Origin of the sequence: Bifidobacterium platyrrhinorum (assembly GCF_010667645.1) — a bacterium.
Taxonomy (GTDB): domain Bacteria; phylum Actinomycetota; class Actinomycetes; order Actinomycetales; family Bifidobacteriaceae; genus Bifidobacterium; species Bifidobacterium platyrrhinorum.
The window spans coordinates 99,279-120,203 of record NZ_WHZV01000006.1 but is presented as its reverse complement, the minus strand read 5'-3'; the positions used below and the strand labels follow the sequence as shown (position 1 = coordinate 120,203).

Below are 20,925 nucleotides of genomic sequence, written 5' to 3'. Positions count from 1 at the left end.
CATATCGCCTCATTGACGACCCACCTTTCATCAGGGTATGCTCGCGCGCGGCCGAACCGCTGGCCGATGCCGCATAATGCTGTATTTGCAATGGTTGTAAGGAGTCGGGCAACATCCACGTCCCACCCGTCGCCAACCATCGTCCGATTGCTGACACCATTACGATAACCCGGATCCGATGTGCTAGATTATGAGCAAAAGTGTCATTTTCCGACTTCACTTTGCCGCATCCGGCGACAACGGCGGACAGGAGGCCAGCATGGCCGTCACCTATGAGATCGACATCGCCAAGCCGGTCTATTACCTTGTGACCGGCGAGTTCACCAGCGAGCCCGGATGGACCCATGCGCGGTACGAGCATGAGGACGATTTCGAGCTGATACTGGGGCTTTCCGGCCATTTCGACCTCACCGTGCGCAATCTCGCCGGCGATGCGAACGAGCGCCGGTTCCGCGTGGGCCCTTCGACCTGCCTGCTGCTCCCACCGCGGATCGTCGTGCAGGGAGCCGACCGCACCGGCGAGAACGTCGACTTCATCTGGCTGCATTTCCTCGCCGAATGGCATGAAAGTGAACGATTCCAGAGCAAAAGTGTCACGTTCCTACCACAGTCGGAGGAAAGCCCGGCCGCAGACGCGACCACGGGCACGCACCCGGACGCCGCACGCACCTTCCAGCGCATCCGACGGCGCGAGTACTGCCCCGATGTCAACAACACCGTCATCCTGCCGGACCGCTTCGCCGTGCAGAACCGGAACCGCATCCTGCTCGCCGCCAGGAACCTGCTGTCCGTCACGAACTCCTACCGGTATTCGCAGCGGGAGAACGACTTCCTCACCTCCGCGCTGCTTCTCGAACTCAGCGACGACTACCTGCACACCCTCGCCGACGCCGGCACCAACGAACGCCGGACGGCACCGATCGTCTCCTGGATCAAGACCAATATGTCGTCGTCGCTGAGCGCCATCGACGTGGCCGACCATTTCGCCATGAACCCCGACTATCTCACCCGCCTGTTCAAACGCGAGAACGACGTCACGCTGCGCGACTACATCATCTCGCTGCGCATCGAGACGGCGAAGGCGCTGCTGGTGCGCACCGACCTGCCCATCCCCCTGGTCGCCCGCTACGCGCATTTCAACGACGCACGCAACTTCATGAAACAGTTCAAGAAGCACACGTCGCTCACCCCCACCGGCTACCGGTCGACGTTCGCGCAGGCGCATATCAACACCCCGTTCGTCGACGTGGAACTGCCCCTGCCGCACGAGGTGTCCGTCATGATCCACGAGGGGCGACGCTCGTGACGCCGCGGAAACGCGTAGGAATAGGCGCATAAGAATAAAGGAGAGATGAAGATAGGATGGGCCGTATGAGTGATCTGACGGCGTTGAATCTGGAACCGGGCGAAGTGGTGGGCGGCTACACGCTCATCTCCCGCCTCGGCTCCGGCGCGATGGGTTCGGTGTGGCGCGTGCGCGACGACGGCGGTCAGGTGTACGCGATGAAGATCCTGCGCGACTCCCTCGCCGAGGACGGCGCGGACGCGGGCGCCCCCGGAGCCCCGGGCTCCCCCGCGCGCCGGCCCGTGCAGGACCCGAACCTCAAGGAGAACGTGACGCCGCGCGAGCGCCTGCGCCGCGAGGCCCTCGCCCTGCGCAAGGTGAACCACCCGGGCGTGTGCGGCATCGTCGACATGGAGCTCGACGACGCCCTCGCCTTCATCGTCACCGAGCTCATCGAGGGCAGGAACCTCAAGGACGACGTCGCCGCGAACGGCCGGTACGTGGGCGACGACCTGGAACGTCTCACACGCAAGCTCATCGAGGCGGTGAAGGCGGTGCACGCGGCCGGCATCGTGCACCGTGACATCAAACCGACGAACGTGATGGTCTCCGCGTCCGGCCCGGTGCTCGTCGATTTCGGCATCGCGATGGGCGAGGGCGAAAGCCATGTGACGCGCACCGGACTGGTGATGGGCACGCCCGGCTTCATCGCCCCGGAGATCATCGACGGCGCCGATTCCGACGAGGCGACCGACTGGTGGTCGGTGGCCTCCGTGCTCGCGTTCGCCGCGATGGGCGAACCGGTGTTCGGCACGAAACCGATGATGGCGGTGCTCGAACGCGAGGCGAGCGGCAACGCGAATCTCGCCGGTCTGCCCGCACACACGCTCACGGCCTTCCGCAGCGCGCTCAACCCCGATCCGTCGCGACGCTGCACGCCCGACCAGCTGCTGCACGCCATCGCCCTCGACGCGCTCAATCCGCTCGGCTGGGACGGCGACGCCATGGACGCCGGCATGGGGGCGACGCCCGGCGCGACCGAGGTGATGCGCCCTTTTGACGCGATCGCCGATGATGCGGCGACCACGCCGATCACCGACATGCCGACCAGCCTGATGGCCGGACCGCACACCGTTCCGACGACCGATGCCGCCGACACCAACGCCGACACCAACGGCAACGCCAACGACGCCGACGCCGACGCCTCAAACATCGATCACGTTGCGTCCGCGCGCGACGCCTGGCGATACGGCGACGGCGACGGTTCCACCGACGCCACGCAGGCGCTCACGCCCGACCAATGCACGGTCGCCCTGCCCAGCGACAGGCTCGGCCCGGGCGACGCCACCGCGGTTCTCACCGGCACGGCCACCGACCGCTCCCCGTTGCAGCGCCTCGCCGACGCGACGAACCGTACCGCGGCGTCCCTGCCTCCCGCCTACGTGCCGTCCTCGCCGCGGGACGGCGACGCGGGCGCACCGGACACCACAAACGCCAATGACGACGCCGGCAAGACGGCGGTCATGCCGTCGGGCGGCGTCGTGCCGGAATTCCTGCGCGACGCCCAGCCCACCGCGATCCAACCACCGCTGCCCCCGCAGCCGGCGTATCCCGCCGCAGCGCCGCCGAACGCCGTGCAGCCGTATGCGGCCCCGATGGCGAACCGGCCGCCGTACCCGCCGAACCAACCGGCCTACCCGAACCGGCCGCCATATCCGAACCAGGGGAACCCGGCGGCCATGCGGCGTGAACGCTACCTGCAGCGCGGCACGCTGCCGTTGTCGCTCACGGCCATCGCGCCGGCCATCGCCGCCCTCGTCCATCCGCTGGCGGGACTCGCCGTCGCCGCCGTGCTGCTGTGGCTGCTGTACGCCATCGGATACGGCGTCGAATCCCAGCTCGAGCGCGAGGCGAAACGCGGCGGCGTGCGCAAGGGCAGCGACGTCGCGCTCACCATCGTGCAGCTGCCGTGGCATCTGGTCCGTGCGCTGCTCGCCGCATTGGGCCGCACCGTGCAGTTCGCCCTCATCGACATCGCCGGCATGACGGCCGTGACGATCGCCATGCCGCTGCCATGGGCGATGACGCCGACGCCCGGCGGCTACTGGCCGTACGAACTGCCCTGGCCCACCGACGGCCCGTTCTCGAACACCGGGGTGGCGCTGGCCGGCATGGCCGCCATCGCCTGGCTGCTCACCGCGCTGTGGCCGAGCTCCGGCGCGTTGCGGCTCGGCGCCGGGGCGCTGCGCGGCACCGGCATCGACGCCGCGGCGTAGCGCCGTCCGGTGCGGACCGCGTCGGCCCCGGAGCATCCCCGACGCAGTTCACCCGGAGTTCAACCATCGCCCAGGGCATATGTCGATTCGTGGGCTAGACTGGCCCTCAGACCGTCCGGACCAAGGATTCGTCGCGGCCGAACCACGCCCATCACACCATGTCGGGCATCGGCCGGTTTGGGGAAAGGAACATCTCGTATGGCCACGAACGCCAACAAGGACCAGAAGCGCAAGACCCGCGCCGCACGCCGCGCCGCCGAGGAGGCGGCCGCCAAGGCGCGCGCCGAACAGGCGGCGAAGGAACGCAAGCAGCAGACCATCATCGGCGCCATCGTCGTGGCGGTCGTCGTCGTGCTCGTGGCCGTCGCCGGCATCGCGATCTGGCGCTCGCACGTCGCCTCGCAGAACTCGGGCGACAACCTGAGCGTCGACCAGGCGTACGCCAAGCTGCAGGAGGTGAAGGACAAGCCGAGCACCGCCGACGAGAAGGGCGGCATCCTCGTGTCGCAGAGCGGCGTGGGCAAGAAGGTCGACGGTGCCCCGACCGTGCAGGTGTACATGGACTTCATGTGCTCCGGCTGCGGCAACTTCGAACGCGCCTCCGGCGAGACGCTGGAGAAGATGGTGCTGGCCGGCCAGATCAACCTCGAACTGCACCCGATGTCGTTCGGCGACACGTGGAGCACCGACAAGTACTCCACCCGCGCCGCGAACATGCTGCTGTCGATCACCGAGCAGGACCAGGACCCCGAGCACATCCTCGGCTTCATCCGGAACATGTACGCCGACGACTTCCAGCCGGCCGAGAACTCCGGCGTGAAGACCTCCGACGACCAGATGAAGAAGCAGGCCACCAAGGCCGGCGTCTCGCAGAAGGTGGCCGACGCCTCCGTGACCGACAAGTACACCAAGTGGCTCGACGCCATCAACGTCTACAACCCGAAGCGCTCCGAGCTGTTCAACGTGTCCGGCACGTACAAGGGCCAGATGACCACGCCCACCGTGCTCATCAACGGCAAGTACTGGGACATGAACGAGCTGACCACCGCCGGCATGACCTCCAAGGAGGGCCTGATCACCTCCCTCGGCCTGACCGACGCGCAGGTGGGTGTCGAAGGCCAGATGCCGTCGATCGGCGCCAGCGGCAAGCCGGTCTCCGTGACCACCGGCAAGTAGGCAGGTAGTCAAGTAGGCAGGTAGTCCGCCCCGCGCCATGACCCGGCCGGCCGTTCCCCGATGCACCTTCGTCGGAGATCGGCCGGCCGTCGTCGTTCGGGTGCCGTCCACGTCCATACGATGCGTCGCGCCATGAGCCGCCGCCGGCGGCGTCGGGCGACATATGGGGCGTCACGGGTGGCGTCAGTTCCCGCGCAACTGCTATGCTGGGTTTCCGCGCGTGCGACACACCGTCGCGCGCCACGCCTCTTTAGCTCAGATGGCCAGAGCGGCCGCCTTGTAAGCGGCAGGTCGTCGGTTCGATCCCGACAAGAGGCTCGTCGCGTGCGGAACAGGCGTATACTGTGTGATGCGCCGGGGAAGCGCGCAGAACAATGCTTAACACGGGTAAGTCGTCTAGGAGCCTTCCCCCGATTACGGCGTCCTAGACAGGGTCAGGAGCGTCCCCCAACCAGCTCCGGCCCAGGTAATAAGGGGGCGGGAACTTCCCCTTCTCTCCCGCCCCCTTTTTCTTTTTCCTTTTCTTCGCAGACGGTGCGCTACGATGGGCACCGAGTGCGCCCGAAACCCGGCGGGCGGGAAAGAGGTTGATATGGCACGGCGATGGACCCCGCAACGATTCGTGATGTTGCGCCGTATCCGTGTGGCCGTGAGCGTCGTGGCGGTGGTCGCGGCGTGTGTGGCCACGTTCGCATTGTCCACGCGCAAGTCGGTGTCGTTGAACGTCAACGGCAAGACCACGACGGTCGAGACGTACGCGATGAGCGTCGACCGCCTGCTCGAGGAGCAGGGCGTGTCCGTGAAGACCCACGATCTCGTGCAGTCCACGTCCGGGAACACGCTGACCGACCATGCGGTGGTCACCGTGCGCAGCGCCTACCAGACCACCGTGAACGTGAACGGCGAGGAGATCCCGTTCTGGACCGTGGCGGACAGCGCCGACCAGCTCATCGGGTTCTTCAAGGCGAACGAGAAGCAGGCCACGAAGGTCACCGTCGACATCGACAACATCTACAACCAGTTGACCGGCGGGTTTGTCATCAACAAGGAGGGCCCGGTCACGGTCATCGCGGACGGCAAGACCTCCGAGGCGCCGAACGGCAAGCTGCCGGCCGCGTCCATCCTCGATTCCAAGGGCATCAACGTGGGCAAGGAGGATCGCGTCAGCGTCGAGGAGGACGGCGACCAGACCATCCTTCGCGTCAAGCGCGTGACCCACGGCCAGGAGACCCGCACCAAGTCGGTGCCGTTCGGCACCCAGACCGTCATCGACTCCTCGCTGGAGTCCGGCCAGACGGTGATCCGCCAGCAGGGCCAGGACGGCGAGGTCACGCAGGTGTACAACGTCACCTACGTGGACGGCGTGGCGGAAAGCGAGACGCTCGCCAGCGAGACCACCACGAAGGCGGCCATCGACCAGATCGTCGCGGTCGGCCCGGAGAAGGTCGAGAACCCGAAGCAGGACACCGGCAACGGCAAGGCCGACTCCGGCTCCAACAACTCGAACAAGAGCGACTCCTCGAACAAGAACAACGGAAACTCCGGTAACAGCGGCAATTCCGGCAACTCCGGGAACTCCGGCAACAGCGGGAACTCGGGCAACAATAACAACGGCAATTCCGGAGGCAACAACAACGGGAACTCCGGCAACTCCGGAGGCAACTCGGGCGGTAATTCCGGCGGCAACTCGGGCGGCAACAGCGGCGGCAACTCCGGTTCGGGCCGCCTGTGGCACCCGAGCGTGAGCCAGGCCCAGACCTACGCGGCCGCCGCGGCCGCCCAGCGCGGCTGGACCGGCGCCGACTGGGACGCCCTCGTGTGGCTGTGGAACCACGAGTCCGGCTGGCTGTGGTACGCGGACAACCCCACCTCCGACGCCTACGGCATCCCGCAGGCGCTGCCCGGATCGAAGATGGGCACCGGCTGGCAGGACGACGGCGCCGTGCAGATCGACTGGGGTCTGAGCTACATCGCCGGCCGCTACGGCACCCCCAGCAACTGCAAGCGCATCTGGCAGCAGCAGGGCTGGTACTGATCGCGGGACCACGCATCCCGCTCCCCCTCCCCGATCCCCTGTGGCATCACGACCCATGCGAAAGGTGATATGAACGACGTGACGACCGAATCCACGGAAACCGGCCATCTGCTCGGCGCGGCCGACATCCGCCGCATCGCCGACGAGGCGGGCGTGAGCCCGACCAAGAAGTTCGGCCAGAACTTCGTCATCGACCCGGGCACCGTGCGCCGCATCGTACGCGAGGCGCACATCGGCCCGGAAAGCCACGTGCTCGAGGTCGGCCCGGGTCTCGGTTCGCTCACCCTCGCGATCCTGGAGACCGGCGCGCGCATGACCGCCGTCGAGATCGACCCGCCGCTGGCCGAGCGTCTGCCGGACACCATCGCCGAGTTCATGCCGGACGCGGTGGACCGGTTCGCCGTCGTCAACCGCGACGCCCTCACCGTCTCCCCCGCGAACCTGCCGGATTTCGCGGACGGCAGGCCGTTCACGCTCGTCGCGAACCTGCCGTACAACGTGGCGACGCCGATCATCCTCACGCTGCTGGAACGTTTCGCGAACCTCGAATCGTTCCTCGTGATGGTGCAGAAAGAGGTCGCCGACCGTCTCGCGGCCACGCCCGGCAGCAAGATCTACGGCACGCCCAGCGTGAAGCTCGCCTGGTACGGCGAGGCTTCCCGCGTCGGCACGATCGGACGCAACGTGTTCTGGCCCGCGCCGAACGTCGATTCGGCGCTCGTCTCGTTCACCCGCACGCGCCATGATCCCGGCGAGGACGGGGCGGACGGCGACGCCGAGGCCCTGCGCCGGGAGACGTTCCGACTCATCGACGCGGCCTTCGGCCAGCGTCGCAAGACCCTGCACGCCGCGTTGAAGAAGACCGTGCCGGCCGGCGCGTTCGAGGCCGCCGGCATCGACCCGACCCGACGCGGCGAGACCCTCACCATCGGCGAGTTCACCGCGTTGGCCGGGGCGGTCATGGAGACGCGATCATGAGCGCCACCGCCGTCATGCCGTCGAGGACCGGCGGCGACAACGCCTACGGCCACGACGGTCGCCGTTCTCCCGCCATGGTGAGCGTCGACTGCCCGGCGAAGACGAACCTCACCCTCGAGGTGGGGCCGTCGCACGCCAAGTGGGGCGGACGCCACGAACTCGACACCATCTACTGCGCGCTCGACCTCACCGACACGGTCACCGCATGCGAGAAACCCGCGGGATCCGGCTTCTCGCTGGATCTCGCCGGCGAGCATCTGGGCGACCTGGCCTCCTCGTCGTCGGACATGCGCCGCAACCACGCCGTGCTCGCCCTGTTTGCGATGGCCGAGGAGGCCGGCCGCGAACCGGACGTCGCGCTCACCATCGACAAGCGCATCCCCGTGGGCGCGGGCCTCGCCGGCGGCTCGGCCGACGCGGCCGCCACGATCCTCGCGCTCAACGCACTGTGGGAGCTCGACTGGCCGCTCGACCGCCTGCGCAAGGTGGCGGCGACGCTCGGCGCGGACATGCCGTTCTGCGTGGCCGGCGGCTACGCGCGCGGCACCGGCTACGGCGAGGTCATCACACCGATCCTTCCCGGTTCCGACGAGGAACGTGCGCTGCGCGACGCCGGCTACGCGGGCGCGGTGCTGGTCGGCGCCTACCAGGCGCAGCTGAGCACGCCCGAGGTGTACGCCGCGTTCGACGCGGTCGGTGCGGGCGAGGGCGACCGGAACCATCTGCAGCAGGCCGCAATCAGCCTGCACCCGCGTTCCGGCAGGGCCGTCGAGGAGGCGCTGGCCGCGGGCGCGAGCCACGCGTTCGTCTCCGGATCGGGCCCGTCGGTGGTGGCGTTCACGCCCACGCCGGCCATCCGCCACGACGTGCTCGCCGCATGGGAACGTTCGAAGGCCGTGGACCGCATCATCGCGGCGCAGGCGCCCGCCGTGCCCACGGTGAGCGTCACGGTTGCACGCTAAGGTAAGTCAAGCACAGTGAACGAAAGGGAATCGAATGGCCGAACAGTATGACGAGCGCGAGGCACGCAAGGCGTATGTGCGTCGCCGTCAGAAGATCGTGTTCTCCGTCACCGGCGCGATTCTCGTGGTCGTGCTCATCGTCGCGTCGCTGTTCTACACCGGCGTCATCAACGTCAACCAGAAGGCGAAGACCGTCACCAAGCCGAACTACGGCGTGGCCGTGCCGTGCGCGGCGAAGAACGAGGACGGCAGTGCGATGAAGTGGTCGGACAACAACTCCGTCATCCTGCGCGTGCGCAACGGCACCGAGTTCTCCGGTCTGGCCGGCGCGGTGAGCGAGGCACTCAAGGACCGCCAGTTCGACGTGCGCACGGTCGACAACTACACCAGCTCCAAGGTGGAGCGCACCACCATCTACTTCGGCGTGAACGCCATCAACCCGGCGTACACCGTCAAGGAGTACATCCCGGACGCGGTGCTCGTCATGGACGACCGCCAGGACCGTCTGGTCGACGTCGTCGTGGGCGCCACCTTCAACAACCTCAACACCGAGAAGCAGATCAAGAAGGACGGCGACACCATCAAGGACTTCGAGGGATGCAAGACCGTCCAGGAGATGCAGAAGGCCGGTCTTCCCAAGGCCGCCGAGCACACCGCGATCAACTGACGTCGCAATCGTACGGGCCGCCGACTCCCCTGTGGGGCCGGCGGCCCGTATGTTTTCTCCGGTCATCTGTGAGTCAGCCGGAGCAAACGTATCCCAAGCACATCCTCCGCATACGAAAACCACGGTCTTACCCCGGGTAACCGGAGCAAACGTATCCTGATGAGATCCCCGAGTACGAAAACCCCGGTCTTAGCCCGTTCGGCCGGACAGAACGTACTGTAAAAATCTCCCCGGTTACGTTTATTCCGGCCCACCGGAGACGTTCACTCCGCCGCCGGGGCACCCACTTCTCCGGCCCACCGCTTCAGCTCCTCGACGGCGACGTCATGGTCGACGGGCCCGTTATCGAGGCGGTATTCGAGCATGTGCTTGTAGGCGCGGCCGACCATCGGGCCGGGCTCCAGGCCGAGGATCGCCATGATCTCGTTGCCGTCCACGTCGGGCCGGATCGCGTCGAAGTCCTCCTTCTCCTTGAGCTCGCGCACGCGCGCCTCCATCTCGTCCATCGCCTCGGCGAAGATGCGCGCCTTGCGGCGGTTCTGCGTGGTGGCGTCGGCGCGGGTGAGACGGTTGAGCCGCTCGTACAGGTGGCCGGCGTCCTTCACGTACCGGCGCACCGCGGAGTCGGTCCACGGCTCGTCCACGTAGCCGTGGAACCGAAGGTGCAGGTTCACCAGTTCGCTCACGTCGTCGACGATATGGTGGTCGAAACGCAGCGCCTTGAGGCGCTTGCGCGTGAGCTTGGCGCCCACCGCGTCGTGATGGTGGAAGCTCACCTTGCCGCCGGGTTCGAACCGACGCGTCTTCGGCTTGCCGACGTCATGCATGATCGCGGCGAGACGCAGCGTCAGATCGGGGCTCGGCACCGGGCCGTCGTCGTCGGTTTCGAGCGCGACGGCGCGGTCGAGCACGATCATCGTGTGCTCGAACACGTCCTTGTGACGGTGGTGTTCGTCGATCTGCAGTTCCAGCGCAGGGATCTCCGGCAGCACGATGTCCGCGAGCCCCGATTCGACGAGCGCCTCGATGCCGGCGCGCGGCCGGTCGGAAAGCAGCAGCTTGGTGAGTTCGTCGCGCACGCGTTCGGCGGACACGATGGAGATGCGTTCGGTCATCGCGCTGATCGCCTCGGCGGTCTCCGGTTCGATGGAGAAGCCGAGCTGGGCGACGAAGCGCACGGCGCGCATCATGCGCAGCGGATCGTCGTCGAACGACTGGCGCGGGTCGACCGGCGTGCGCAGCACGCCCTTGGCGAGGTCGTTCGCGCCGCCGAACGGGTCGACGAACTCCAGGTCGGGCACGCGCAGCGCCATCGCGTTGACGGTGAAGTCACGTCGGGACAGATCGCCCTCCAACGTGTCGCCGTAGGCGACCTCGGGCTTGCGTGAATCCGGGTCATACGTGTCGGAACGGTAGGTGGTGACCTCCACCTTGACCTCGGTGCCGTCCTCGCGCCGGCGCATCGCGCCCAACGTGCCGAACTTGCGTCCCATGTCCCAGAAGCCGTCGTGGCCGAAGCGGCGCAGGATCGGTTCGAACTGTTCGGGCCGGGCGGACGTGCAGAAGTCGAGGTCGTGGCTGCGGCGGTGCAGCAGCAGATCGCGCACCGGCCCGCCCACCAACGCCAGCTCATAGCCTTCGTCGGCGAACATGCGCCCCAATTCAATGGCTTCCGGCCAAACTTCGAAATTCACGCCAACCCTTTCGGACCGTTTCTGTATCGCCTACCAGCATACCGTCACTCGACATGCACAGGGACTTGAGTAAGGTGGAAGGCATGATTACGCCCGCGGACCTTGCGCGCATGCTCGGGCATGCCGACGATGCCGCGGTCAACCATGCCCGAAACGGCTTGGAACGGGACGTGTTGATGTACACGTCGCAGTCCGCGCCGCTGCGATCCGGCGACCGCGTCGAGACCGTGGACGGCATCGACGAAGACAGCGTGGAAGGTCCCGTGGAGGGGTCCTCCTCCCCCGATGTCAACGATGCGGACACGGATTCGGACACATCCCCCGTCCCCGACGCGCACCCGGGAACGACGGATCCCGGCATCCCCGCGGTCGCGGTGAGCGACGTCATCGACGCCGCCGGCACCATCGACACCGCGCAGACGGTCGCCTCGATGGTCGCGCGCGAGGCAGCGAAGGCGACCCCGATGTCGACGCCCACGCCGGCGACCGTGTTCGCCCGCGTGCGCGTCACCGGCTCCGACACGATGCCCGGCGGCCAGCGCGTCACCACGCGCGTGGAGACGTCCGTCACCGCGTCGGTCACGGTCGAGCCCGCCGTGCCGGCGGGGCAGACGGCGAACCCGCGCGTGCCGACGCCCGCCATGATGCCGCGCAAACGCACGTCCGACGGCCCCACGACGTTCGCGTCGCTGGATGCGCAGGAACTGCCCGTCGTGCGCGAATACTCCGCCGGCGGACTCGTGTTCGACGAACAGGGCCGTGTGGCGATCATCGCGCGTCATTCGCGCAGCGGGCATCTGGAGTGGTGCCTGCCGAAGGGGCATATCGAGAAGGGCGAATCGCCGCAGCAGACGGCGGTGCGCGAGGTGCACGAGGAGACGGGCATCCTCGGCGAGGTGGTCGAGTCGATCGCGACGATCGACTACTGGTTCACCGGCACGACGCAGCGCGTGCACAAGCTCGTCCATCATTTCGCGTTGCGCCAGATCGGCGGCGACCTCACGGTGGAGGGCGATCCCGACCATGAGGCGGAGGACGCGATCTGGGTGGACTTCAAGGATCTGGACGACGTGCTCAGCTACCCTAATGAACGCAAGATCGCATGGCTTTACGCCAGGAAACTGAACAGGCAGGCAGACGAGTGAACCGATACGCCCCCCTACGACGCGTGCAGGCATGGTGGCGCGTCATGGCTGGCCTTCTCCTCGCCGTGGCGTTCGTGGCGGGCGCCGTGGCGCTTCCGTCCATCGCCATGGCCGATGGGGCCTCCGCCGACGGGCAGACACAGACCGCCGCGAACGAAACCGCCGGCAAGAACGGGAACGCACAGACCGTGTCGCTGACCGAGGCCACGGCCGTCGTCACCGACACCTCCGGATACCATCTCAAGGCCACGGTGACGAACACCTCCGACACGGCATGGTCCGCCGGCGCGCTCACCCTGTCGGTCAACCCGATGTTCACGTTCAACTCCCGCACGGACATGCAGGAGTGGGCGCAGTCGGAAAGCCCGATCCCCACGACCTCGCAGCTCGGCGAGGCGGCCGTGCCCGCGCTGCAGCCGGGCGGCAACGCGACGGTGACCATCGACGCCGGCGCGGACGCGGACGCGCTCACGCGCATGCTCAACTGGGGTCCCAAGCCCCTGCTCGTCTCCTACACGCACGACGACACGACCGTCGAGACGCACACGTTCCTGACGCGTTCGTCGGCCGGGCTCAACAACGCGAACACCCCGCCGATGCAGATCACGATGGTGATGCCGCTGTCCAGCGGACATTGGACGACGGACGGCGAATCGCTGGAATCGCTCGTCACGCAGGGCACGACAGGCACGAACGGCGACGGCTCATCATCGCAGTCGTCGAACGGCTCGAACGGTTCGAACACCACGAACAACTCGAACAACTCGTCGACCACGACTTCCTCCGGCACGTCCGGCACCGGCGCCGCGGCCGCGGCCGTCTCGACCGACGCGGCCGTGCTCGACGGCGACCACACGCGTTTCGACCACACGCTCGAGCAGACGCTCACCAAGCATCCGAAGCTGCAGACCATCGCCGACCCCACGTATCTGGACGCGCTGGCGATGCCGCCCCAGACGAAGGCCATCATGCAGCCCGCCGGATTCGACATCACCGCCTACGCCGCGCAGGACAACGCGCAGCGCTACGCGGACGCCGGCGTGACCGACGCCTCATGGAACGCGGACGCCGCGCTGGCGCACTACCGCAGCGCGCTGGGCGACCAGAAGGCCGAGGCCTCCGCCATCGCATGGCAGGGCAAGGCCCAGTGGACGCTCAAGGCACTCACCGAGGCGCGCCGCCAGGGTTACACGACCGTCGTCTCCACGCATGATTTCGAATCGACGGACACCGACACCGTGCACACGGGCACGGCCATCGTGCCCACCGACGCGGGCGACGTCACCGTGCTCGTCGAACAGCGCGAACTGAGCAACCTGGCGAAAGGCACGGCCACCAGCCGCAAGGCCACGGCCGAGACCACCGAGGCGGGGCGTCTCGCCCGGTTCGTCGCGCAAAGCGCGTTCTACCAGATGGAGCAGCCGTACAACGAACGCAACCTGCTCGTCTGCTTCGACGAGGACGCCGACGCCGCCACCGTCGACGCGTTCATGAGTGCGGTCGAATCGGCCACATGGCTGGAATCCACCGATCTGGACACGCTGGCCAAGGCGTCCCCCTACACCACCGGCGACGAGGCGAAGGCGGCCGTGCCCGACGACGCCGGCCTGTCCAATACGGACGCGGCGGCCGTCGCGAACGCGCTGAGCGCGCTAGCCTCCAGCCGCGGCGACATCACGCGCTTCCGCGACGCGATCCTCGACAAGTCCGCGGTCTCCGCCGGCTCCTCCGCCGACGGTTCCGATTCCTCGAACGGCACGGCGCAGCGGGGCGCACGCCAATCCTCCGGAAGCCGCTGGGTCGGCGAGCTGCTCGCCGCGCACGACTCCCTCGCGTTGCACGCGCTGGCCGCCGGCGGCGGCAGCGACCGTCTCGCGGCATCCGGCACGACGGTCCTCGCCGGCGCGCAGCAGCTGTCCGCCGACGTGCTCGGCGGCGTGGCCATCACCCCGTCCGAGGCGGTGACGATGCTGTCGGAGACCGCGTCGATGCCGGTGACGATCAGCAACGACACCCCGTACCCGGTCACCATCCAGGTCTCCTCGATCACCGGATCGCCGGAGATCGTCACCTCGCGGCGCACCACCGTGACCGTGCCCGCCCGCTCCGAGGCGCAGGTGACGTTCTCGCTGCGCGCGGCCACCTCCGGTTCGGCCACCGCGCACATCACCCTGCAGGACCGCAACGGCGGCACGTTCGGCGGCGCGCAGGACACCGCCATCACCTGCGTGCTCAAGATCAACGACAAGACCGGCTTCGTCATCATCGGCTTCGCCGTCGCGCTCGGCGTGCTCGGCCTGTGGCGCCAGTTCAACCGTAAGAAGGACCCCGACGAATGAGTTCCAACGTCGGCCGCAACTCCCTGATCATGGCATCGGGGACGATGGCCTCACGCATCACCGGACAGATCCGCACGATCCTGCTCGCCGCATGCCTCGGCACCACCGGCATCGCGGCGAACGCCTACCAGACCGGCGCGATGATCCCGCAGGTCCTGTTCACCGTGATCTCCGGCGGCATCTTCAACGCGGTGCTCGTGCCGCAGATCGTGCGCACGCTCAAGGAGCATGACGCCCAGGAGCGCCTCAACAAGCTCATCACGCTCGCGATCGCGCTGCTCGCCGGCATGACGCTGCTCATGATGCTCGCCACGCCGCTGCTCACCATGCTCTACCTCGACCGCAGCTGGGGTCCGGCGGAACGCGCGCTCGTCAACGCGTTCACCCTGTGGTGCATGCCGCAGATCTTCTTCTACGGCCTGTACACGGTGCTCGGCCAGATCCTCGCCGCGAAGGACAACTTCGTCACCTACGCGTGGAGCTCGGTCGGCGCGAACGTGATCAGCTGCCTCGGCTTCACGATGTTCCTGTTCCTGTTCGGCCCGTCCTCCCGCGCACCGCTCGAGTTCTGGACCACCGGCAAGGTGGCGCTCACCGCCGGCGCATGGACGCTGGGCGTCGCGTTCCAGGCGGTCGTCCTGTTCGTCCCGCTCATGCGTCTCGGCCTGCACTACCGCCCGCAGTGGGGCGTGAGCGGCATCGGCCTGAAGGCGATGGGTCCGGTGGCCGCGTGGAGCGTGGGCGTGATGGGTGTGCAGGAGCTCGCCAACATCGTCAACGCGCGCATCACCAACGGCGCACCGTTCGCCGGCGGCGACCTGTACGGTATCGCCGGCAACGGCTCCTATCAGAACGCGTTCACGCTCTACATCCTGCCGTACTCGCTCATCGCCGTGTCCGTGGGCACCGCGATCTTCCCGAAGATCTCGCGCGCGGTCGCCGAGCATAACCTCGACGAGGCCCGCGACGACCTCAGCGGCGCCCTGCGCAACGTGGGCGTCATGATGATGTACTTCACGATGGCGATCGTCGTGATGCCGGTGCCGATCACCATCGCGCTGCTGCCCAGCGTCAACGTGCCCGAGGCGAAGCTCATCGCCGGGCCGATGGTCGCGCTGGCGCTCGGCCTGCCGCTCACCAGCGCGTACCTGCTCATCCAGCGCACGTTCTTCGCCTTCGAGGACGGGCGCCATCCGTTCCTGTTCCAGCTCACCGTGAGCATCATCCAGGTCGTGTTCGAAGTGGGCGTGATGCTGCTCATGCCGCCTCCCTACTGGACCGCCGGCGTGGGCCTGGCGATGACGGTCGGCTACCTGCTGAGCTTCCCCTCGCTCGTCGCCATGCTGCGACGGCGGTTCGCGGGCCGTCTCGACGGCCGCCGCATCGCCGCCGCCTACCTCAAGGCGCTCGTCGCCGCCGTCGCGGCGGGCGTGACGGCATGGCTGCTCACCGACCCGGTGATGGCCCTGCTCGGCGCCTCGCTGCCGCAGGACCGGCTCAACTGGCCGCAGGCGTTCGCCTTCTGCGCGATCACCGCGATCGTCACCGCGATCGTGTACGCGCTGGTGCTGCTGCTGCTACGTTGCGAGGAGTTCACCGCGATTGTGAAAGCAATGTCGGGACGTGTCACGAGAAGGGCGAACCGCTGACGTTTCGGCCATCCCCATGGCTAGAATGACAACAGCGTCATCGGCTCATCAGGTGGCGCATCAGCGCTTATGCATTACGGAGTCGAAGGAACTATGAAGCCTCAGCTGGGAGACACGCTCTTCAACCGGTACACCCTGGTCACCCTGCTTCGCGACGAGCCCGGCGTACAGGCCTGGAAGGCCAACGACCGCGTGCTCGCCCACGACTGCCAGCTGTTCGTGCTCACCGCCCCGAGCACCATCGAGGACATCTCCTCGCTCGCCTCGCAGCTGGGCCGCAAGAACGGCATCACGCCGGTGCTTCAGTTCCGCAGGGCGGACAAGGCCGCCGTGCTCATCACGCGCGTGGAGACCGGCCTGTCGCTGACCGAATACCTCAACGGACCGGCGAGCGGCACCATCAGCTTCGAGGCGATGCGCTCGATCATCGGCGAGGCCGCCGTGATCGCCGGCGCCCTCCAGCAGCCGCGCCTGTCCACCGACACGATCCGCATCTCGGTGCAGGGCGTGGAGATCGCCGACGCCCCGCTGTCCGGCATGCTCGCCGAACCGACGGGAGCCCCCGACACGATGCAGGGCGAGCAGCTCGCCATCCGCCAGCTGGCGGGCGTGCTGTACGCGCTGCTCACGCGCACCCCGTCCAAGCCGGGCACCACATACGACCTGAACGCCATCAGCGGCGACATCCCGCCGGAGTTCCGCGTGATCCTCTCCCGTGGCCTCGAACTGACCAACGAGCAGGGCCGCCGCGGCGAGCCGATGCTCACGCTCGGCGAGCTGACCGCGCTGCTGGGCGACTGCACGCCTCTCACCGCGCTGGCCGACCACGATCTGGCGCTGCCCACCGACCCGGGCAACGGGTCCATCTCCACCGCCATGCTGCGCCCGCTCGACGAGCAGGAATTCGTCGAACTGCCAGCCGGCGCCGTCACGTCGGAGAAGCTGCCGGACCTCACCATCCACCGTCCGCTCACGGAGGCCGAGGCCGCCCGTCACGCCGAACGCGTGGTGGCCGAGCAGAACCGACAGACCTTCGCCGAGATGCAGGCCGCGTTCGACAACTACTCCCCGCGCGTGCTGGGCCACACCGCGGGCACCGCCGGCGCGGACGCACCGTCGGGCATGGCCGCCAACGGCCGCCCGCTCGTCATGCCGGATCTGCCCGAGCGCCCGAAGTCGGCCGCCGCGGGCGGCGCGAACGCCGATTCCGGCAGGAATGGCCGCGGCCGCGGCGCCAAGTCGGACAACCAGTACCAGACGGTCGAATACCATACCGGCACCGACGACCTGTTCCACGATTTCTCGTTCCAGACCTACCCGTCCTCCGCGTCGGTGCCCGCGGGGCTCAACCCGGGCGAGGAGACGACGCGCATCCCCGTCGTGGTCGACCCGAACATGGCCACCGAGGCCATCAACGTGTCCGCCATCCGTCATCCGCATGACGCCGCCACGCACGGCACCGGCACCGCCGGCGCTCCCGCCGGTGCCGGTGCGGCCTCGTCCGCCCCGGCCGGCGCCCCCGACATGGATGCGACCATCACCACGTTCGGGCATCAGAACGCCGCCGCGGCGCCGATCGCCATCACGCCGCATCATGACGCCGCAGCCGGCAACGGCATGCCCGCCTCCGTGCCGCCCAGCTTCGCGCCGAGCCCGTCGCCGATCAGCGACGACACCTCCGCCGGCGAGGACCTGTCCGATCAGCGCCTGTTCGGCAAGATGACGACCACCGTGGTCGTGGTCATCGTCGCCGCCGTCGTGGTCATCGCCAGCCTGGTGTTCGCCCTGATGACGTTCACCAACACCAATTCGAACCCGCAGGACAAGGGCGTCGACAAGAACAACCAGTGGCCGGACCAGCAGAATCTGGACGACGTGCCGTTCGGCGACGAGTCCGGCAATGCCAACTCCTCCGGCCAGTCCGGTTCCTCGTCGAACTCGTCCTCCTCCGCCGGTTCCGAAGGCGGCATCGAGTACATCAACGTCACCGACGCCTATTGGCGCTGAGGCGCTGAATCGGGCGGGTCGTCTCCAGGACGGGCTGTTCGTCTTCGGCCTGGAGCTGATGCCCGTGCGCCTCGCTTGCTAGGCTGACGGGTATGACTGTACACAACGTTTGCATCATCGGCTCCGGCCCGGCGGGATACACCGCGGCCATCTATCTGGGCCGCGCCGGCCTGCATCCGGTCGTGGTCACCGGAGCCCTCGCGCCCGGCGGCCAGCTCGTCAACACCACGGAGGTGGAGAACTACCCAGGTTTCCCGGAAGGCATTCTCGGCCCCGATCTCATGGACGCGATGCGCGCCCAGGCCGAACGGTTCGGCGCCGAGTTCATCCCCGAGGACGTGACGTCCGTCGAATCCGTTCCTTCCGGTGAAACCGGCGAGGGCTCTTCCCCGCTGACCCGCTTGACCTTGGATTCCGGCGACGTGCTGGACACCCGTGCGGTCATCGTGGCCACCGGATCCTCCTACCGCAAGCTGGACGTGCCCGGCGAGGAGGAATATTCCGGCCACGGCGTCTCCTACTGCGCCACCTGCGACGGGTTCTTCTTCAAGGACAAGCCGATCGTCGTGGTCGGCGGCGGCGATTCCGCATTCGAGGAGGCCCTGTACCTCACGCGCTTCGGCTCGTCGGTCACGCTGATCCATCGCCGCGACGAGTTCCGCGCCTCGGCGATCATGGTGGAGCGCGCCCGCGCGAACGACAAGCTCACCCTGCTCACCAACACCGTCGTCACCGCCATCCACGGCGGCACGGCAGACACGGAGACCTCCGCGCCGACCGCAACGGGTTCCGCGGCAAGCGGCCTCAAGCTCGATCTCGGCGGCCGTACGATCTCACTGAACAAACCGCAGGGACAGCAGTCCCTTTCCCTTGGTCCCACACCGAACACCGGTGCCAACAATCTCCTCGGCGGCATCTCGTTGCCCGCCGCGGCACCGGCCGCCGGCAACGTCATGTCCATCGACATCCGCAACACCGCGACCGGAACGACCGGCACGCTGGACACGTCCGCCGTGTTCGTCGCGATCGGGCATTCCCCCGCCACCGCGTTCCTGGGCGACATCGTCGAGAAGGACGCCGACGGATACGTCATCGTCGACGGCGCGAGCACGCGCACCAGCCGTCCCGGCATCTTCGCCGCCGGCGACTGCGTCGACCGCGTCTACCGTCAGGCCATCAGCGCCGCCGGAATGGGATGCCGCGCCGCCCTCGACGCCCAGGAATACCTGTCCACGCTCGCCTAGTTTTCGTGGCGTTTGCCGTGAAGGGCGGTGAGGCACTATCGCGACACGACGCTGGAAATGAGCGGGAGATGAAGGAACGCGATGTCGGACCGTATGCTTGGCCGAGCGGCCTTGAGCGTGTCCGACATCGCGTTCCTTCATCTCCCGCGACAACGCACTTACCGAACGTTACGAACCGTATGCGTCACACCCACTGTCCGTCGGCGGACGACTGATCGCCACCTTCGGACTGACCGGGCATGAGGAGGCCGAGGATGCGGTCCATGTCTTCGGGGGACGAGAACACGATTTCGATGCGGCCGTGCTTCGGCGTGCCCTTGATGGACACCTTGGTGTCGAAGTGGTTCTCGAGGTTGCTCTTGATCGGCGAACCGGCCCACGGATCGTTCTTGCGCGTCTTCGGCTTCTTCGGCTCCTTGCTGTCGAGGTTCGCCAGCGCGACGATCTCCTCGGTGCTGCGCACGGACAGGCCCTCCGCGATGATGCGGTTGGCGAGCTTGTCCATCGCCTCGGGGTCGCTCAGGCCAAGCAGGGCGCGCGCATGGCCGGCGGTCAGGATGCCGGCGGCGACCTTCTTCTGCACGGAGCTCGGCAGGTTGAGCAGTCGCAACGTGTTGGCGATCTGCGGACGAGACTTGGACACCGACTTGGACAGCTGGGCCTGCGTCAGACCGAATTCGTCAATCATCTGCTGGTAGGCCGCGGCCTCTTCGAGCGGGTTGAGCGCCACGCGGTGCAGGTTCTCCAGCAGGGCGTCGCGGAGCATGTCGTCGTCGGCCGTGGTCTTGACGATGGCGGGGATCGTCTCCAGGCCGGCCAGCTGCGATGCGCGCCAACGGCGTTCACCCATGATGAGCTCGTACGGGCTGTCCATGCGACCGTCGAACTGGTTCGCCGGTTCGTGGCCGGCCTGCTCCTTGCGGGCGGCTTCGATCTGCGCGGCCGGACGCTTCCGTACGACGATCGGCTGCAGGACGCCGACCTCCTTGATGGAGGCGGAGAGCTCGTTGAGGTCGTCCTCGTCGAAGACGGACCGCGGCTGGTGCGCGTTGGGACCGATGTCCGTGAGCTTGAGCTCGGCAAGGTAGCCGCCCTCGACCGGCTTCAGTTCGACGTCCTCGGATTTCGCGGGCTTGTCATCCTTTACGGTTTCACGTGAAACGTTCTCGGCCGGGGCGACCGGAGCCGCTGCGGACGGTGCCGCCGGGGCGGCGATGGTCTCGCTGAAGAACATGTCGCTCGGATGGGCGATGTCGTTCAGCGCGGGCATGGCGGCGCGCTTCTTCGGTTTCGCTGGCTTCTTCACGGCCGGTTCGGCGGGCTTGTCGTCCTTCACGGTTTCACGTGGAACAACCGGCTGCACCTTCTTCAGCGCCGGCAGCGGCTTCTTCTGCTCGGTGGTCTCCTCCCCCGGCAGTTCCGGGAACAGGGCGCCGAGGCCTTTGCCGAGACGGGATTTCGATGACAT

14 protein-coding genes and 1 tRNA gene are annotated in these 20,925 nt (G+C 67.5%); 13 read left to right on the top strand and 2 right to left on the bottom strand.

Features of this window, described 5'->3' with window-relative positions:
• The first annotated feature begins 259 nt into the window (after nt 1–259).
• From GFD21_RS07735 to GFD21_RS07700, 8 genes are all read left to right on the top strand, one after another.
• A complete protein-coding gene (locus GFD21_RS07735) occupies nt 260–1,306 on the top strand; it encodes a helix-turn-helix domain-containing protein (protein WP_163197386.1) in 1,047 nt (348 codons plus the stop codon).
• A 56-nt stretch (nt 1,307–1,362) separates the two neighbouring features.
• Nucleotides 1,363–3,561, top strand: a complete 2,199-nt coding sequence (locus tag GFD21_RS07730) for a serine/threonine-protein kinase (protein ID WP_163197385.1) — start codon at nt 1,363–1,365, stop codon at nt 3,559–3,561.
• 198 nt (nt 3,562–3,759) lie between these two features.
• The gene (locus tag GFD21_RS07725; protein WP_163197384.1) at nt 3,760–4,737 is read left to right on the top strand and encodes a DsbA family protein; all 978 of its coding nucleotides are present in this window, start codon (nt 3,760–3,762) and stop codon (nt 4,735–4,737) included.
• Nucleotides 4,738–4,981: 244 nt separating this feature from the next.
• Nucleotides 4,982–5,055, top strand: a tRNA-Thr gene (locus tag GFD21_RS07720).
• Nucleotides 5,056–5,329: 274 nt separating this feature from the next.
• Nucleotides 5,330–6,772, top strand: a complete 1,443-nt coding sequence (locus GFD21_RS07715) for an aggregation-promoting factor C-terminal-like domain-containing protein (protein WP_163197383.1) — start codon at nt 5,330–5,332, stop codon at nt 6,770–6,772.
• Between the two features lie 69 nt (nt 6,773–6,841).
• Nucleotides 6,842–7,750: a 16S rRNA (adenine(1518)-N(6)/adenine(1519)-N(6))-dimethyltransferase RsmA gene (rsmA, locus tag GFD21_RS07710; RefSeq protein ID WP_163197382.1), complete on the top strand. Its 909-nt coding sequence runs from the start codon at nt 6,842–6,844 to the stop codon at nt 7,748–7,750.
• Nucleotides 7,751–7,824: 74 nt separating this feature from the next.
• Nucleotides 7,825–8,712 carry a 4-(cytidine 5'-diphospho)-2-C-methyl-D-erythritol kinase gene (locus tag GFD21_RS07705; RefSeq protein WP_225431738.1) on the top strand — a complete coding sequence of 296 codons (888 nt, stop codon included), beginning with the start codon at nt 7,825–7,827 and terminating at the stop codon, nt 8,710–8,712.
• A gap of 34 nt (nt 8,713–8,746) precedes the next feature.
• Nucleotides 8,747–9,379, top strand: a complete 633-nt coding sequence (locus GFD21_RS07700; protein WP_163197381.1) for a LytR C-terminal domain-containing protein — start codon at nt 8,747–8,749, stop codon at nt 9,377–9,379.
• 263 nt (nt 9,380–9,642) lie between these two features.
• On the opposite strand, the gene GFD21_RS07695 is transcribed toward GFD21_RS07700, so the two are convergent.
• Nucleotides 9,643–11,073, bottom strand: coding sequence for a CCA tRNA nucleotidyltransferase (locus GFD21_RS07695; protein WP_163197380.1), 1,431 nt, complete (start codon nt 11,071–11,073; stop codon nt 9,643–9,645).
• Nucleotides 11,074–11,183: 110 nt separating this feature from the next.
• Here GFD21_RS07695 and GFD21_RS07690 point away from each other — a divergent pair, with 110 nt between their 5' ends.
• The 5 genes from GFD21_RS07690 (at nt 11,184) to GFD21_RS07670 (ending at nt 19,457) form a co-directional block, all read left to right on the top strand.
• Entirely contained in the window at nt 11,184–12,218 is a 1,035-nt protein-coding gene (locus GFD21_RS07690; protein ID WP_404801570.1) for an NUDIX domain-containing protein, read from the top strand.
• 44 nt (nt 12,219–12,262) lie between these two features.
• Nucleotides 12,263–14,557 (top strand): DUF6049 family protein, encoded by a 2,295-nt coding sequence (locus tag GFD21_RS07685; RefSeq protein WP_163197378.1) that lies wholly within the window; start codon nt 12,263–12,265, stop codon nt 14,555–14,557.
• Complete coding sequence (gene murJ / locus GFD21_RS07680) at nt 14,554–16,206, top strand: murein biosynthesis integral membrane protein MurJ (RefSeq protein ID WP_225431728.1); 1,653 nt, start codon at nt 14,554–14,556, stop codon at nt 16,204–16,206. Before GFD21_RS07685 ends, murJ begins: the two co-directional genes overlap by 4 nt.
• A gap of 93 nt (nt 16,207–16,299) precedes the next feature.
• Nucleotides 16,300–18,213 carry a protein kinase family protein gene (locus tag GFD21_RS07675; RefSeq protein ID WP_163197377.1) on the top strand — a complete coding sequence of 638 codons (1,914 nt, stop codon included), beginning with the start codon at nt 16,300–16,302 and terminating at the stop codon, nt 18,211–18,213.
• Between the two features lie 92 nt (nt 18,214–18,305).
• Nucleotides 18,306–19,457 carry an NAD(P)/FAD-dependent oxidoreductase gene (locus tag GFD21_RS07670; RefSeq protein WP_163197376.1) on the top strand — a complete coding sequence of 384 codons (1,152 nt, stop codon included), beginning with the start codon at nt 18,306–18,308 and terminating at the stop codon, nt 19,455–19,457.
• Nucleotides 19,458–19,641: 184 nt separating this feature from the next.
• Here GFD21_RS07670 and GFD21_RS07665 read toward each other — a convergent pair whose 3' ends face one another.
• Entirely contained in the window at nt 19,642–20,925 is a 1,284-nt protein-coding gene (locus GFD21_RS07665) for a ParB/RepB/Spo0J family partition protein (RefSeq protein WP_163197375.1), read from the bottom strand.